The organism is Dictyobacter formicarum (assembly GCF_016587435.1).
Genome location: NZ_BNJJ01000006.1, coordinates 1 through 16,485, shown reverse-complemented (window position 1 = coordinate 16,485; position 16,485 = coordinate 1). Strand labels below are relative to the sequence as shown.

Here is a 16,485-nt window from a genome sequence, read left to right as displayed (position 1 = left end):
CCTATAGTAGGTGTGAAAAAGTGATTATGGCACTGCTGATGGAACGTTCTGGCTTTTCTATTATTTAGTACATATCTTTCGATTTGAATGCTGTAGAGACACGAGCCGAGCCAGAACGTTCAGAGTTGGTGTTTTTTAGTGGGCGGTGAGATGATCGGGAACCGTGATGTCACCAACGGTGAAGCCTTCGGGGCATGGCGTGAAGAAGTGCTGGGTGAGATGGAGTCGCTGGTCGAGCCAGTGACGTGCCAGTTGAGATGCATGACGTTGGTCGCGTGCATACACAAAGCAGTATTCATCGAGCAGGTGGGCCTGCTCTGGTTCTGGAGTTTGGTGAGGCTCGGCAGGACTTGCTCGGATAATCCAGAGAAACTGATAGTCGTCCCAGGTGATGATATCCACCTGGTCAAGAGAAAGCCGCTGACCTGTGTCATATGAGAGTGCATCAAGAATCTGTTCCGCATGCTCTTTATGAATGGGTTTGCGCAGGAGCGCATGATAGACGATGGCGGTTCCAACTCCTGCGTGCTGCGCCAGTGTAGGAATATCAAATGGCTGGAGCATCCGCAACTGCTCCAGCGTTGTTTTGTTTTTTGTGTGCTCCATCATTGGTTCTCCTGTTTTTTTCGTCGACGCGACATGTATCCATGACTGCTATTTTTGCCCATAGGCGATATAGAAATCGTGTGTGGTATGGCAGAACTCCCATTCCTGGGGAAGGTCTGTCAGGATGGCATCGAAGTCGTCGGGGTTGACCTCCCCAACGGAGCAGTAAAAGTTTTTGAGCCCCTGGAAGGCGGCATACAGATCTCTGGCATACAGATCTCCTTCTTTGCCGCCCCAGGAGCCCACGGGAAGCTGGAACGTTTTGGTTCGGATGCGGTGCATGCTCACGTGGGCGAGCAAGTCGCCCAGATATGGCATCAGGCTCACATCAATGCCTTTCCTGATGCTGGCGACCTGCCCCCACTGCAGGAAGGTATGCATGGATGCTCCCACCCGTTGATAGTTATTGCCCGCTTCGGCTAACTCGATATAGCCTCCTGGTTTCGTGACACGAACAAGCTCTTGCAGCACGGCTGGCCAGCGGACCGATGGGATCGCGCTGACGAGGAGCCGTTGATGAATAAAATCAAACTGATTGCCAGGAAAGGGTAGAGGATGTAGGATATTTCCTTGGACGAAATGATAGTTGCTGGGTGGAGGCAGGCCCGTACCCAGAGGCTGTTCAAGATCCAGACCATAGACCTGGGCCTGGGGAAAGTGGCGTGCGATGTCATGAGCCCATTTGCCTGTCCCTGTTCCAACATCCAGAATCCGCTCGACCGTTGGTTCGATGGGAGCGTGATAGTGTCCGCCCAGGAGTTTGTGGAGCGTGTAGTGTTGAAAATTAATACGTTCCTCCTCGCGTTCATCCTTGGGCAAGGCATAGGGAACATCTACACGATGACGACGGCCTCGCATAAAGGAGACCGGACAGGTAGGAACTGATGGGCAATTGGATTGGTGGGTCGGTTTCTCTTTGGTCAAGAACGAAAAGATAGGCATGATTCTTATCCTTTTCTGCAAGCTACGGTGGCGTTTCAAGCATGTTCAAGACAGGTGTACGGGTGGGTCAACGATGAGCGCGAATCCTGCTCATGGGTGGCGTACATCATCCTGGCCGAGGCGCGTCTTCCTCAAGAGGAACGGGGGCATCAACTGGGGCTGCATCCAGCGTTTGTGCGAGAAGTGCTATGGCGTGTTCACCGACATGGGTGCGCAATTCCTGATGAAGCCGTTCCATCCGCTCCATCTTTGCATTTATGAACTGGTGCTGCGCGGTTCCGGTGGCGATCCCTGAGAGGCCGCGCGTGGCGGCCACATATTCGTCCTGGATACACGCTAGCAAACGAGCAACGTCGCTAGAGTAGTGCTGCATACTGTTTCCCCTGACAGATACTGCTCTCACCTGAATATATCTATGGTCAGGTGAAAATGGACATAACATCCTGTCTACATTTCATCCTTATAAGAAATGCAGTTGATATGTATGGAGTCTATAATAGGCGTGTTGTGTTAGAGGATGGTCGCGTCGACGGTTTTTACGTTCGCATTTTACTCTCCTTCTTGAACATACTCGAGCCAAGATCTTGTTGGTATGTGCTTCTTGCGATCGTTTATTGAATAGCTGATGACTACCACGAGAAACAGAGATCTCTAGGCTCGTTTTTCTATCTGCTATGTATCGTGTGCTTATTAAGCAATTTAGATTGTACATATATGTTCAGTATCCTATGTTCAGTACCATGAGTTTAACATTACGCGCGTAATTTCGTCAACCTAATCCCCAGAATACAATGATCAAAAACTACGGGAGCACATATGAAACCGCGATTGAAGGTAAAGGAACTTGCCCTGGCTAAGGGATATAATATGTCGAGCCTCTCAAGAAAAGCTGATGTGAGTTTTAGAACGATCAAGAGATATTTTAGGAATCCATTAGATCCTGCGACAACGGACACATTAGGAAGAGTCGCACAGGCATTAGAAGTTGAAATTGGCGATCTGATAGAAATGGTCCCTGATGATCATCAGGAAAAAGAAACTGACGGAGAAGTGTAGCTTGCTTTTCTGCGGCAGCCTCAAATTTATGGCTGATGATGTTGTGTGCTCCTGCCATCCGAAAATCAGTCATCATGAACTGGAGGATTTCGCATTTCCTCTCAATTTGACGCAGTAATCTCGCAACTTCACTTTTCATAGCCTTCTCTTTCTCACTAGATTGCTTGGGAATAAGGGTACCTTGACTGAAGCCTGGATCATATGTCGTTTTTATGACAAAAGATGCCACTTATAAGATAGTATGTTCTATGTTATAATTCATGGTGAAATTCACATTGTGAGGAGGAGCATGGATCATGCATGCAGCAAAGGAGAAGAAGCCGAACGGAAAACTCCGCATGCAGCGAGAGATGCGCGGCTGGTCCCAGAAAAAGGTCGGACTGGAAATTGATACTAGTAAGGACATGATCAGTCGCTGGGAAACAGGAGAGAGATGTCCGAGTCCATACTATCAGGCAAAGCTGTGCACTCTTTTTGACCTCTCGGCAGAAGAATTAGGGTTCATTGATGCTAACAAACAAGAAAATATACCCTCTGCATGCACTGAGCGTTCGCTTTTGATGCCAGATGTTGACACGCAAGGTGTACTTCCATTTATCTCACAGGCTGTTTCACACGGTATCATGACTGCAGTGAGAGAGTTAGAAGAGGGTAGACACTTGGATGTACGACGACGGCAATTTATGCAGCAGGCATTGGGAGCGACTGTCGCTTCTTCTCTCATACCTGACACAGATATCCTTGCGAGGTTGGTTAGAGCGTTGAAGAAACCCACAGGGATCGATTTGTCACTGCTGGCGCATCTTGAGTTGATCACCAAAAATAATCGGCAACGGTTTATTCGCTCCCAAAAGTCGACGCTCCTTTTACAGGATGTATCCAGACACTTAGAAATCATTACGCAGCTGTTGGAGTCTTCTCCTCCAGCACATGCCAATCATTTGTTGTGCCGGCTCGCAGCCGAAACCAGCCAGCTTATCGGTGATATTTTATTTAATGCGGGAAACAATGCCGAAGCTGAGCGCTATTATGATGTCGCGTTGAAGGCATCGGAAGAATGCAACCATGCGGTGCTCCACGCTGTTATCCTTGGCCGAAAGAGTTTTATTCCTCTCTATGGAGGCGATGCCGAGAACGCACTCCCGCTATTGCAAGAAGCCCGAACTCAAGCAGCAGGCACTGCTGCCGATGTGGTGACTGCCTGGTTGTGGGCAGTCGAGGCTGAAGTACAGGCGCGTCTGAAAAATGAAGACGGCTGTCGGCGGGCGTTACACCAATCCGAACGATTGATAGAGCGAGGACAATCTGGTGAGGTTTCCTACACCTTTGCTGACCCATCGTATTCCCCATTCACGCAATCTCACCTGCTTGGGTATAAGGGGGCGTGTTATGTACGCCTGCAAGAGCCGCGCAAAGCACAAAGATTTTTGAATGAACGGCTCGCATCTATGGATGAAAAGCGTATCCATAAGAAATCGATCACGCTTGTTGACTTGGCAACAACGTTTGTTCAGATGGATGAAGTGGAAGCAGCGTGCAAGCATGCTGAACAGGCTCTGACGATCATTGAGCAAACGCGATCTGCGCGAGTCTTTCAACGCGTCCTCGCGCATCGCCATCAGTTAGAACGACGGAAGGATACCACCCATGTGAAAAACTTGGATGCGCACATAGAAAGTGTCTTGCCCTCTATCCAGTTTCAAGGAGCGCTATGAATACATCTGATCAGCCCTCCGCTCGTGTGCTCTATGTGATTGCCTGTGGCAGCTCTTCGGGGTTTCTGACCCTGGATCTGGTACGATGTGCTCAATCAGCGGGATGGATCGTGTGTGTCATTACGACGCCCTCTGGCAGAAATTTTATTGATATGCCTGCACTTGAACAACTCACGGGATATCCTGTGCGGAGTGAATACAAAAATCCGGAAGAGCCAGACGTACTCCCGCGAGCAGACGCTATTATCGTGTTTCCTGCCACCTTTAACACCATCAATAAATGGGCGCTAGGGATTAGCGATACGCTGGCTGTGGGTTTGCTCAGCGAGTATACGGGTTTGAATAAACCCATCGTGGCCGTTCCCTGTTTTAAAACGGGTGGCGGGTTGGATACCAATCCAGCCTTCAAGAGAAGTCTGCGCTTACTCCGAAAATATAAAGTCCATGTCCTGTATGAACCACTGCTCTATCCTCCAAAGAATCGCGTTCCTCCGGAGATGATTCTCGCGACGTTGAACCATGTCATCCATGAAAAAACTAACTAGAGGACAACTAGACAACCAATACCTGTGTATAAGCCGCCAACGAAGCTCAGGAAGTTCTCAAGGAATGGACTTGAGGACTTCCTGAACCTGATGAATGGCGTTTTTCTCCTCCATTTAGCGCTAATGGCAAGACGTGGATGGCACCCGAGCCTGTCGTGGTCAGGAGTGTCACGCTTTGAATGGTTTAGCCTGCTTGCAGGGTGGTGCTCATATAGAACATGTAGTTGGTTGGTGTGAGTCCTGTTCCTCCCGTTCCGTTGCGATAAGGCATGGTGACGGCAACACTACTCCTATTGGGCAGCGAACTGATGGCGTTGGTACACCAGTCTTCGAACCTTAAAGTGAAGGTTTGCATGGAGTTGTCGGTGTGGGTGGTAGTTGCCGTTCCAGAGAGTTGTCTATTCGGGACATTGGTGGTTTGCTCTGAGGAAGGCGAGGGTGGTAGCATTGGTGACCTGTTAGGGTTTGCAAACATTGCTCTCTCGAAAAATAACTTGGCTAACTGGTTCGCTAAAGTATGTTTCAGTCGATGCCTGGGAACGCACCCTGGATTTTCTCAAGAAGCTGTATGCGGTACGCAAGAATGTCGAAGCAGTGCTTAGTCGGATTGGCAATGGGATAGAGAATTTAGTATATAAGCACGCCTGGGCGGGAAAGAACGTCGAGCGATATATTGTTGCTGCTCAAGAAATAGAGAAGGATCGGTATAAACTGTTTGCCTAGCTATGCAAGCAGGAAGAGCAGGGAACAATTGTATAAATTGCTCGCTAGAACCCTTCCTACAGGCGCGCGATGCGATTTTAAAAATAAGTGCCTTATAACGGCTCTTACAGGCTTTGTTGCAAATTTATGAAGTTGTGCTCAACTTTCGTATCAGATCAGGGATAGCTTCTCTAATAGCCCAATAATCAACGTTACTCCTTGCCCAACTTAGCCTTTCGATCTCATCAGTAATTTCTTTATAATGGCTTGCTTTTTGTTGTTCATTACTAAGCCAAAGCAAGAAATGTAAGCGTAGAAGTATATGCACATATTGGCTCGCTTCATAGGTGAACTTATTTATGTTGAAGTCGTCAATCGAGTGGAGCCAGCGAACGGTTGCATCTCTGACATCTCCTTCTTGCTCATTAAGACCACTTATTGCTATAGACACGTTCGCCTTAACGGTAGATAGCAATTCACTAGTTGTATCGTAGACCTTTTTGAGATAGCCGAGCCATTCTGACCAACTCTTACCACCATCCGCAAAGAGCCGAACATTCAAAGCAGCCAGAATTTCCCCGGATATGGTTTCTAGCGCTTGGTAATATTCCGATTGTTCACCAAATGCTCTTTTGACTTTATTAAGGTTGGCATTAATAAGCTCACGGTGCCTTTCCAACTCTATTTTTAGCTGTTCCAAACGAGGGTCTACACTCTTTTGCTCGTATAAATTCAGGCTGCTCAGAATATTCATCAGCACATCAGTGACCCACGAGACCAGCGCGGATGCCTCATTGTTTGCATCCTCTGTGGGTAAACTTGGCTCACGGTTTGTAAAATACTCCCTGAAGAGAGCTTTTACTTCCTCTGGTTCTGCAGGTCGCGAGGTCGTACCTTCACGGATGTAGGGACGCTTCATGATGTAGTACACCGGTTCATCTTGAAATACGTCAATTCGGATAAGATTTGATCCGGTGGTAGGGTCAGTGAAGTAATAGGATTTCCACTTGACCTTTGGTTTTACTCTGCCCATTGCCCGTTCAAATAGCTTCTCTTGCCATATTTGGTGCGAGCCGCCAATCCCTTTTACTGTGCCATCGTCACTAATGCCTATATAAATTTTTCCGCCAATAGAACCAAAGGCTGCCAGTTCATCTGAAAGGTCATCTTTCCATGAGTCTGCTATTTTATCGTTCAAACGTGCATGGTCATACTCTTTAAACTCTATGTGCCAGGATTCGCCCTCAGTCAAATCTAACTGGAGCTGGGCTGCAAGTTCTTGATCGTTGTAACTGTTATTCATTATGCATTCTCACACTGACTTCTCTGTAGGGTTGCCTTTTATATCTTCATCATCACTTCTGTAAATGACCAAATACGCTACTGGCCAAGGTTTGGGGTCTTTAACACCTCCCTCGACAATATGGTTTCTTCGTGCACCGTACACCACGAAGCCTGCCTTATGCAGTTGAGTGATCTCTTCGTTTAACCAAAACTCTGCTTGTATGTGTCCGCTTGGTTCAAGATCGTCCCATACGTCCCTAGAGTCAGTCGTATTCTGGAAGAATGAGCCAATGCGTCCCGCCTCTTCGCTGGAGCGAGGTTCAGGATTGTTCTGATGTAGTGCAAGAGTACCCGCTAGAATATTCATGAGTTCTTTGCCGGTATCAATGCGTTGGAGCATGATTGGTTTGTCTGCCTCTGGATCGCGGATTTTAATCGCCGGTGTCGCTGGAGAGATTTTTTCTTTCACCCATTGCTCATGCGTACGCTTTAGCTCCAGCAAGTGTTGCTCAGTGTAGTAGTTAATCTGTTCATCGACTATCTTATGATCTGCTGGGCACAAGAGAATGAGGTTGGTATAGGTGTCAACCTCGCTTTTGGGCATCGGACGGAACCGTGGGCCATTTGGTTCCTCGCTTACAATGTGGGCTTCTTCTCCAAGCACTACGTCTCTGCCTCCGCCTTTGGCATCTGCGGTAAGGTGACATTTACAGAGAGAGCATGCTCCACCAGCACGTGCCCAAAGCAATTTACGATCACGATTATTTATTGGCATAGTTAATTATGTCTTTCTGGTTTGGGGTGCACTAAATGCAGGTATATATCCTATTTGAACCATCGTAGCAAGCCCGCTCAGCGGCGCTAAAGGCTGATACGTAAAAACCTTCGTTTACAAAATTGACGTGATTATAACGCCTCTCATTAGACTAAGTGGCAAATATTTATTGCTGCTCGAGCATTTGCTTATTTTTGAATCGCCCCAGGATAGTCGTAACTTCTTGCTTATCTTTTGCAGCTATAAGATCAACCGAGCATTGTTTAAAGACGCGGTTCAATTTGTTGAGATTGAGCAAATACTTCCCAAAAAGCTTCCACTTGATGTATCCGGCCAGCGCTTTGTTGTGTCCCCACATGTCTACGCTGGTGAAAAGTTGCTCGTATCTGGCCCATAGCGTTAAGCAGTACATGAAGGGTAGAAACGCAAAGGTTAATACTATCGGCAGCAGGAATTCTTGGATGTTCTCAACGGTTGCGAAATGCTGAAAATCACCGAAGATATGAATGAGCGCATAGATAAGCATTCCCAGACCAACGATAATCAACAGACCATTGAGCAGTTTTTTTGCACGGGTGTACCCAACCCCTTCACCTGGAATGACGAGCATTACACCAATGAAAGAGAGAATCGGCACTAAGATCAGCTCGATAAAGATATTAAACACATAGAGGTTGACAACAAACTCTATGAACACGCTGAACTTCACGGTTTCTACAATGGCGTTCTTAAAGTATTTGCTATCTTGCCCAGCTTTACTGGTGTTACCAAACATAATGCAGGCGCTACCAAAGAACCATAGCAGCGTATCTTTGAGCAGTGATACATCCCATAGGTTAAGCCTGGAGAATAAGAATACGATGAGGATCACATACCCACCCATAAGGAGCAGAGGTATGCCAATTTTTAAGGAAAACAAGATCTTGACGATAGTTACAACTGGCCCTTTGATGCTGCCGCGCACGCTCTTATGGCTTAAGCTCCAAACCAACAAGATACAAAACCAGATGATAATCGCTTTTTCTCTATTGTTGAAGCTCTTTAAAAAAATCAACACTTGGCCTCTCCACACAAAATTGTAATACCTAATGAATGGGATGGTTAGTCACTAAATCTGCCGGTAAATGACTTGTAGAGGCTTTTAGTTAAAAAAGCTTCCCTCCTTGTCAATAGAGATTGTAATTGGTGTTACTATTTTCTTCTGATCGGTAAGCTCAGTAATTTGCTTTCTGGATAGCCCTGGCAACCCTAATACTTGTCGAGCAGCAGTATAGCTTGATGGGGAGAGCCAATAAAAATAGTCTGGGTCGCTCTTGAACCTAGATGTTCTTAACCACTTTTCCTTTATGATTCTGCGTCGCAGATAACCATTACCTGCGGTATGGCGCAACGCATCCTCTGTTTCACCCAATTCGACGAGGATTGCCAGCGCGGCAAGCATATACGAGTCTATTTCTTTTTGTATCTCTTCATCATTCGCATCAGGCAGTTCGAGTCTCAGATGACCAAGTTCATTGACCAAATCCTTGAGTGTCTCCCCATTAAGCAGATGCTCTGGATATGCATCATCTAGCACATCATATACCAGGCTTAGAAAAAATTCACATAGGTCTTTTGTATCTGTAGTGTCACGAATCAATTCACAGAGTGCTAATACAAAGCAATTGACGGCGTCAGTATTCTTCAAATGCAGCACACGATGCCAGATTCTGTGTACTCGGCTGTAAAACCACCACTGGAGATTTTTCAACTGTTCAGGAATCTTGGTGGTTCGACGCATTGATGCATCTGGATCTCCGATTTTCCAAAGTATAAAACCCGTGTGAGTGAGTAGATTCATATGAGCTTCCGTCCAGGGCTGCGCCTTATCTAAAGCATCACAGAACGCATCGAGGATAAATTGAGCATGAGCAAATTCCTCCTTATCCAAAGCCTCCGATAGGATTATACCCAGAAAATCATAGTATATGTGAGCCGCTTCGTGATCCAAAGGAGGAGCGAGGATAGTTCCGATGAGTTCTTTAGCTACCCAATTTATCGAGAGCAACGTACTGTGATCTTCCAACCACTTTATCATTGCCTGTCGGTTTTCTGGCTGTCCATGTAATGTGGCGTCCAGCACTTCATGGGTGAGTCGTACGTCATTATGGTGGATCGCGTTCAGCAGGATGTCTTCAAGAGTCGTGATTTGACCTTTTCTTTTTCGGAACCAAGCAATGATCGGTGTTCCCTTAGCCAGGCTCTGCATCATCCAGTAAACTGCAGCAATGGTTACCACAATCGAAACTAACAAAAGGGCTGAAGAGAGTACATCACCTATCCAAGAAGGTATAGATGCGAAGATAGGTGGAGTCCACGGAAATAAGAGGCTGCCTGCAATACTGAGCAAAATTACTAGTGTAATAAGAGGTAACAGAGCGGCGCGGCGGAAAAAGGTCACCAGAAGATTTGGCGTATACCGGTCGCAAACATGCTGAATGCCCCATACAAGAGCAGCAACGTAGACAGTGAGCATCAAAGCGATCGTATTAAATGCCGGTTCTCGCATCGCTCACACTCCTATCTCAAAAGATAACTACGAATCGTCTTCACTACTATAGAACGCAGTTTAAAGTGATCTATACAAATTCATATCCAATTTGTTTTGTTTTTTCTGGAAGTTGCATGGAGGCTTTCTACTGTGTTTGTTTGAGACTGCTCTGGGCGCGCCTCTGGAGGTAACGGGCGATGCGTTCCATGACCTCCTGGGGGATGACCTCTACTTTGTGGGGGAGCAGGTTGCCTTTGGAGATCTGGCACTGGAGGCAGGCGGGCACGACGTTGCCGACCCAGGTCGCGCCACCCTGGCTCACGGGGACAAAATGGTCCAGGCTCTCAAAGGGGCCTTTGCAAAAAGCGCAGCGCCATTTGTAGTGGCGTAAGGTTTCGGCCCACTCGCCGAGCTTCAGGCGGCAGGGGCGGTTCTTGCGATAGGACTCCTCTTTATGGCGCTCGATGCGATAGCTTTCGGCATAGAGCCGGTTGCGACACCGCACCTTACAGGCGGTGTCGCTCTGCCCCCAGGTGATTACCGCATTGCAGACCCAGCAACGTTTCTCTGTGTAGACCATGGTCCACTTTTCCCTCAACTCATGAGAAGCATCAATACCCACAGAGCGAACGGTAGATTTCCAGCGCCCGCTTCCTATCTCCCGCCGCCTGGCCCTCAGCCTGTTTCCAGAGGGGGTAGCGATCTTTCATGCACCTGGCGCAGGGTCGATAGCCTGCCGTGATGGCCGTGAGCTCATCGGCGAAAAAGACGCGATGCTGAACATACTGACCCTTGGCGATGGCATTATTCGCGCTCGGACAATCGAAGCGACCATATATTCTCCCTGGTCGATAGCCCCCAAACGTCCCCTTCTGCTCGCTTTGATATGGTTTCCCATCAGTACCGATCAATGTATACATTTTCATATGTTTTTTAAACCTTTCATCTTTCTTAAATGTTATTCATATGTAGCGATTAAACAAGGGCATATGCCGGACATCCCCTGTTATGCCATCTCTTCAATAGTCTCCTCTGCCGTATTTGCGCACACAAAGAGGATGGAGAAGGACTCACGGCGGAGTGTGCCCTTCTATGAGGGTAGGTGGGTCGATGGGCTGGTTGATGACGTGACAGACGCGCGGGTTGCGCAGGCAGTCAGTGTTGGCGTTGACGATGTCGAAGACATCGGGGCCGATGTGGGCCTTGGGACAGAGCAGGGTGCGCGGAGTGGGCCTGGTTCCGGCGGCGTTGCGGGTGCCGAGCGTGAGGAAGGTTCCCTGGCAGACTGGTTGGGCGCGCTCGGGGAGCTGTTCGGTGGCCATGTCGAGGATGGCACGCAGCCGTTGCTGGAGATGGGGAATGGGGAGCGTGGGCTCGATGTGGTAGAGGTGGATCTGGCGCTCGCTGGCCGCTGGGCGGTAGGGTCCCTTTTTCTGCCGGATGGTGCGCGTGATCTGTTGTCCTTCCACGGGTTCAGGCAGGCGCGGGAAGAAGAGGGCGCCGGTATGCGCCTCCAGCAGGGCCATGTCGCCCAGCATCTTCTTGATTGGGCCGTGCGTGTTGGTGGGGTCGCTGCCGTTGAGGTAGTACTTGGCGTCAAGGATGACTGGGGGCTCGCGCCAGATAGTCTCTCCTCGGTATTTGACGACGAGCGGCTCGGCGCGCTCGATGCTGTAGTCGGGGCGCGACGCGGGCGCGTGCTCCCAGGTGGGCTCGTAGCTGGTCGAGGTGTCCAGCTGGCGGTTGTAGAGCAGGCGGAAGCGGCGCCCCTGCCAGGTGAAGGTGCACTGCAACAGGTCGGTGGCGATCGTCATGTCCTGGGGCTGTATGGCTCCCTCGGCGTGGAGCAGGTGGATGAGTTCCAGCGCGATCCACAGTTCGTAGAGCCAGGCGGTCGTCTTTTCATCGGAGCGCGCCGGGCTCAGCGCCAGGGCCTGTTCGCTAGTAGCGCGACCGATGAGTACTCGCGAGAAGCGCCGCCACCAGTGAATGAGATCACGGTACGCGCTGGGGCCTGGCTTGAGGCTGCTGGAGACCTGCTGGACCAGCGTGGGGATGGCGACGTGGCGGGCCTGCTCCTTGAGCTGACGAGCATAGCTACTGGCTAGCTCGCGTTGTGCCCGCTCGTCGGCGCTGCTAAAGAATTGCCGCTCCAGACTGTTGAGCTCTTCGTCCTCAAAATGGATATTCATGGCGCGCTGGAGCTCCTGTCGTAGCTGGAGCGTGATCGCCACCGCCAGCACGTTTTCGGGCGTCTCCATATCGCGCTGGCGTACCTGAGTCAACAACTGCATGGGAGGCTGCCCCGGCCACTGTTGCTGTGCACGGGCCAGGGTCCGCGTCCAGTCCACATTCCCTCTGGTCGGAGCCTCCTCAAGCAAGTGCTTATGGGTCGTCTTCAAACTCAACTGACGCCGGATGCGCGGCAAAATGTCATCCAGCAACTCATTGCTAAAGAACTGGAGCTTAATGTAGTGATCGTATTGCTGAAGCAACGGCATCTGCGGCAGCTGGCTGGCAGCCGAAAAAAGGCGAAATTGCTGGCGAAAGAGCGTCGTATCGTGCTGCAAGAGCAGGCGCATGACCCGGCGCTGCAACAGTTGCGACCAATGATCAACCAGGCCCACCGGTCCGAGCTCATCCCTCACAATCATGACATACCTCCTTTTTCTCGTTCGGGTTACAGGCCTCGTTCGGCTTTAAATGAGCGCAGGCGGCGCGTGAATTGCGGCAATGGGTCGGTCTCGAATTGGAAATGGAATAGCTCGGCCAGGATGGTTGCCGGCATCTCGGGCCGGTCCTGGTTGGAGATCTGCTCGACCCGGGTATCGGTTAATACCTGTTGCCCTGCTTCATCATAAATACCGGCCAGCGAAAGCAGTTGTCCATAGAGGCGCTGCGGCATACTATTGAGCCTGTCCAGCAGCTGGCTGTATGCTGCTGGAAAGCTATCCGCTGGCGTGGTCAGATACAGCAGCAGGGCCTCAATCTCGTCGGGCAGCAAGACCTGGAGCTGATCGGCGATCGTATCGCACAGGGCCGCGTCCAGCGCCTGTCCAATCCATTGCTCTCGCGTGCTGTGGCCTTGCAGCACACCCGCGATCAGCATGTGGCGTACCAGGCTGATGGCCTGCGCCGTGCCCAGCTGGCGATAGATACGAATTACCTCGAAGACGCGCCACGCCGCCTCGAAGGCCGCGCGAAACGCGCTCTGCTCATCATCCCACACGATAGAATAGCTACCATCGGGCTCGACGCTGACCGAGAGGTTGTTCCAGTTGATGCTCTCAGCGCGCGCTTCAATGCTGTCGCTGAGATGCGCGACCTTTGTCAGCGCTTTGTAGAGCACGATGCCTTGCTCGGCTTTGCGCTGGGCCCGCGTTGGCGGCAGGATCTCGACGAAGGAGAAGCGCCGCTTCAAGGCTTCGCTGATCTGATTGAGATAGTTGCGATCGAAGCTGTTCAATGTGCCGATGATGCGGAAGTCCTGGGGAATGGGCAGCTCGGCGCTGCCGTTTTCGATGGCGACGCGCAGCACGTCGTTGCCTCCCAGGGCCGTGAGCGCGTCGCCAAGGGCGAGATCGATAGGCGCGCGATTGAACTCGTCGATGACCAGCCACTGACCCCGGAAGGTGGCGATTCTGTTGCGATCGAGTCCGCTATGCGTTTTCAGGCGTGTGCGCAGCAGGCTCAAGGCGCTCCATTCCTCAAAACGCTCGCCCTGGAATGACCAGTTGTTGAGGATGGTGGAGGTCAGATGCCCAAGCTGGATACTGTAATTGAGGATGCCGTTCTGGCTTTGTGGCATGATGCCACTGATCAGGGTGCGCGCGCTCCAATCATCGGTCGCCGTTACCAGGCGCGTGGTGTAGGCGGTCTCCGTCACATAGGTAGCGCTGGCTGTCGCGTCCAGATCAGCGGCGCTGCCGCCCTCGTCCGGGTTGGCCTGACTTTGCCAGAGCAGCTCGGGAATGATGCGCGCCAGCTCTGTCTTGCCGGTCCCGGGAGGTCCGGTCAGGATCACGTGGCCGGCCAGCAGCGCATAGTAGATGCGCCTGACGATCTTTTCATCGACTAATATGTGTTGCTGGACCTGCTGGATCAGTTGGGTCAGTAATGGCTCTGGCGTTGGCTTTAAAGGGAGATGGTCGATCAGCAGCGTCTCTGCCGTTGTCGCTGCGCTGCTGGCCGTATCGGTCTGATGCACCGACGTTGTATAGAGCCCAGGTGGATCTTTCACGACTCCCAGCTGACCTGTTTTTCCGCTCAAGCGATCGCTATTATCAGGATCATTGATGACCAGGGTCGGCGTATCAGAGGTCAGGGTTGTAAATTGATCGGCGACCCAGAGCAAAAAGGCTTCATCCCAATACTCAAATTGCTTGAGCTGTGGTGCTTGCTGGCCGAGTTCATCCAGTAATGAGACTACTTTTCGATGCTCGTCCGCTTTTTTTACTTCAATAGTATTGGTACTGAGCATGGATTGTGGTAATTGCGACACTAATCTGGCCTGGACCAGTATATATATACCTTTACGCTGACTTTCATAATAGATGCAGGTTGGATGGGCTGGATCCAGCCAGCGCGCAAAGAGCGACATAATAAAGGCGCTACGGGATGGCGGGACAATCATGCCACTACTTTTCCCTTCCCTGCGTAGTCGCTCCCTTTCTTGTAGTAAGAAGTTATAGAATGCTTCTATATGCTGACCCAGCGTAGCGCCGGTGAGTCCTTTCAGGCTGTTGCGGAAATGGATTTCAGCATTATTATTGGTCTCATTATGGTATTTGCTAAATTTATTGAGCTCCATCATAAACCCGAAGCCGAGGGCTCCCCAATATTCATGGTTGTGGAGGATGTTATTAAGCTGTGGCAGCAGTGTTTTCAATGATATCTCTGCCTGCACAAAGCTTTGTACTGTTGCCTGTAATTCTGGAAGGCTGGCATTGCGCGTGCTGGCCCTTTGCTTTCTGTGCTCAAGATATTTATGATCAGCTAAATATGCTGCGACGATTTCAGATAATGTTTTTACCATGCGTTATCTTCTTTTCTACTTTCGGTAATCTTCTTGAAGAAGGCCAGGTTGTCGCGCTCGACGGTGTTGATGATGACGGAGCGGTCGAGGTAGCGGTTGCCTTTCTCACACGAGGTTTCGGGGATGAACATGCAGGCGTGGCAGGCGGCTCCGTGCAGGGTGTTGTCCTCAAGGGTGACGTGCTCGGCGCACAGTGGATCGGAGGCGCAGTATTCCATGTCGTCGAGGACGCCGCCGATGTGGTAGCCCATCTCTTTGCCCTGGCTGACGAGCCCGCCCAGCGTGCCTTCGCTGTCGGAGGCGGCGGTGTAGAGCAGGATGCCGGCCATCGGACCCCTTTCGTCATCGGCGTCCTGCGAGTAGATGCGCTCGCGAATGCTGGCGGCAGCATAGCCACAGTGCAGGGTCAGTTGCCTGATCAGGGCGTGGGCGAAGCTGTGGAGCAGCACGTAGCGCAGGTCGGGATAGTTGGCCGTGCTGTCGGGTATCTGCCGGGCCTCGCGCCAGCGTTTATGGGCCTCGAAGAAGGTTTCATTGTGCTCCTGGATCGCCAGCCGGTTGAGCCACTCCTGAATGGCCTCTTCGCGGAACTGGATGAAGATACCTTCGCCGCGCACTTCGGTGGCCGGTAGCCACTCGGGGGAGCGCCGCGAGAGCTGCATGATGTGGTCTTTGGGCAGCTCCTCTTCTTCGGCGAAGTCGCTGAGCGATTCGATGCGCGTAAAGCCGGTGAGGGCCATCACTTCGCGCAGCCGTTCGACCAGCACGACCTGCTGGATCACCTGCTCATAGCCGGCGGGTGTCTCGGTGGGCATGATCTCAAAGTCATCGGTATGCGGCGCGTTGACTGGATCGATCAGGACGCGCCACTCGGGCAGCTTGAGGTCTTTGGGGCGCACGATGGCATCAGAGCTATCCTGATTCTTCTTCTCGATACCTTGCCAGATCGTCTCCAGGCTGTAGCTGCCCAGTTGTTGTTGGATCTGGGGGATGAACATAAAGTTTTTGAGCAGCTCGATGCTGCTGGCCGCCTGCAGGATGCTCCAGTTGTGCTCAATCAGCTGCGCCAGCTGGTCTTCGCCCTCGGGGATCGAGAGCGAGGTATAGCCGAGCGGGAACCAGGTGTTGGAGGCCGAGAGCAGCGTGGTCTTGGCCGGGTGGTTGCACTGCTTCTTTGCATAGCGGCGCAGGTGCGGACTGCGGCCGCTACACGTCGGAATATAGTTTTTCTCATCCTCAGTATTAGAAGCCAGAGCCTGCGACATTGATCGCCTTTGGTTGCAGGTGCGGCACTC

The 16,485-nt window shown here is 51.0% G+C and carries 16 protein-coding genes; 3 read left to right on the top strand and 13 right to left on the bottom strand.

The window, feature by feature from the left end; all coding sequences use genetic code 11:
• Nucleotides 1–135: 135 nt before the first annotated feature.
• The 3 genes from JMI88_RS11610 to JMI88_RS11600 all read right to left on the bottom strand — a co-directional run bounded on the left by JMI88_RS11610 (nt 136) and on the right by JMI88_RS11600 (nt 1,921).
• Nucleotides 136–609 carry a hypothetical protein gene (locus JMI88_RS11610; protein WP_201361997.1) on the bottom strand — a complete coding sequence of 158 codons (474 nt, stop codon included), beginning with the start codon at nt 607–609 and terminating at the stop codon, nt 136–138.
• A gap of 45 nt (nt 610–654) precedes the next feature.
• Entirely contained in the window at nt 655–1,548 is an 894-nt protein-coding gene (locus JMI88_RS11605; protein WP_201361996.1) for a class I SAM-dependent methyltransferase, read from the bottom strand.
• 106 nt (nt 1,549–1,654) lie between these two features.
• Nucleotides 1,655–1,921: a hypothetical protein gene (locus JMI88_RS11600; RefSeq protein ID WP_201361995.1), complete on the bottom strand. Its 267-nt coding sequence runs from the start codon at nt 1,919–1,921 to the stop codon at nt 1,655–1,657.
• A 443-nt stretch (nt 1,922–2,364) separates the two neighbouring features.
• On the opposite strand from JMI88_RS11600, the gene JMI88_RS11595 reads away from it, so the two are divergent.
• The 3 genes from JMI88_RS11595 to JMI88_RS11585 all read left to right on the top strand — a co-directional run bounded on the left by JMI88_RS11595 (nt 2,365) and on the right by JMI88_RS11585 (nt 4,864).
• Nucleotides 2,365–2,604 (top strand): helix-turn-helix domain-containing protein, encoded by a 240-nt coding sequence (locus JMI88_RS11595; RefSeq protein ID WP_201361994.1) that lies wholly within the window; start codon nt 2,365–2,367, stop codon nt 2,602–2,604.
• A 296-nt stretch (nt 2,605–2,900) separates the two neighbouring features.
• A complete protein-coding gene (locus JMI88_RS11590) occupies nt 2,901–4,319 on the top strand; it encodes a helix-turn-helix transcriptional regulator (protein WP_201361993.1) in 1,419 nt (472 codons plus the stop codon).
• Nucleotides 4,316–4,864, top strand: coding sequence for a flavoprotein (locus JMI88_RS11585; protein ID WP_201361992.1), 549 nt, complete (start codon nt 4,316–4,318; stop codon nt 4,862–4,864). The genes JMI88_RS11590 and JMI88_RS11585 overlap by 4 nt, the downstream gene beginning before the upstream one ends.
• A gap of 184 nt (nt 4,865–5,048) precedes the next feature.
• Here the strand turns inward: JMI88_RS11585 and JMI88_RS11580 are convergent, their stop codons facing one another.
• The 10 genes from JMI88_RS11580 to drmB all read right to left on the bottom strand — a co-directional run.
• Entirely contained in the window at nt 5,049–5,339 is a 291-nt protein-coding gene (locus tag JMI88_RS11580) for a hypothetical protein (protein WP_201361991.1), read from the bottom strand.
• A 372-nt stretch (nt 5,340–5,711) separates the two neighbouring features.
• On the bottom strand, nt 5,712–6,869 hold the full coding sequence (locus JMI88_RS11575; RefSeq protein ID WP_201361990.1) for an AlbA family DNA-binding domain-containing protein: 1,158 nt from the start codon (nt 6,867–6,869) through the stop codon (nt 5,712–5,714).
• A gap of 9 nt (nt 6,870–6,878) precedes the next feature.
• Nucleotides 6,879–7,514, bottom strand: a complete 636-nt coding sequence (locus JMI88_RS11570; protein ID WP_201361989.1) for a hypothetical protein — start codon at nt 7,512–7,514, stop codon at nt 6,879–6,881.
• Nucleotides 7,515–7,791: 277 nt separating this feature from the next.
• Nucleotides 7,792–8,682, bottom strand: coding sequence for a hypothetical protein (locus tag JMI88_RS11565; protein WP_201361988.1), 891 nt, complete (start codon nt 8,680–8,682; stop codon nt 7,792–7,794).
• A gap of 84 nt (nt 8,683–8,766) precedes the next feature.
• On the bottom strand, nt 8,767–10,173 hold the full coding sequence (locus tag JMI88_RS11560) for an Asp23/Gls24 family envelope stress response protein (protein WP_201361987.1): 1,407 nt from the start codon (nt 10,171–10,173) through the stop codon (nt 8,767–8,769).
• Nucleotides 10,174–10,300: 127 nt separating this feature from the next.
• Entirely contained in the window at nt 10,301–10,735 is a 435-nt protein-coding gene (locus tag JMI88_RS11555; protein WP_201361986.1) for an HNH endonuclease, read from the bottom strand.
• Between the two features lie 31 nt (nt 10,736–10,766).
• Entirely contained in the window at nt 10,767–11,081 is a 315-nt protein-coding gene (locus JMI88_RS11550) for an Ada metal-binding domain-containing protein (protein ID WP_201361985.1), read from the bottom strand.
• A 144-nt stretch (nt 11,082–11,225) separates the two neighbouring features.
• Nucleotides 11,226–12,809: a hypothetical protein gene (locus JMI88_RS11545; protein WP_201361984.1), complete on the bottom strand. Its 1,584-nt coding sequence runs from the start codon at nt 12,807–12,809 to the stop codon at nt 11,226–11,228.
• A 26-nt stretch (nt 12,810–12,835) separates the two neighbouring features.
• Nucleotides 12,836–15,190 carry an AAA family ATPase gene (locus JMI88_RS11540; RefSeq protein ID WP_201361983.1) on the bottom strand — a complete coding sequence of 785 codons (2,355 nt, stop codon included), beginning with the start codon at nt 15,188–15,190 and terminating at the stop codon, nt 12,836–12,838.
• The coding region (gene drmB, locus JMI88_RS11535) for an MrfA Zn-binding domain-containing protein (protein WP_236022903.1) at nt 15,184–16,485 on the bottom strand (1,302 nt) is incomplete at its 5' end. The genes drmB and JMI88_RS11540, both read right to left, overlap by 7 nt.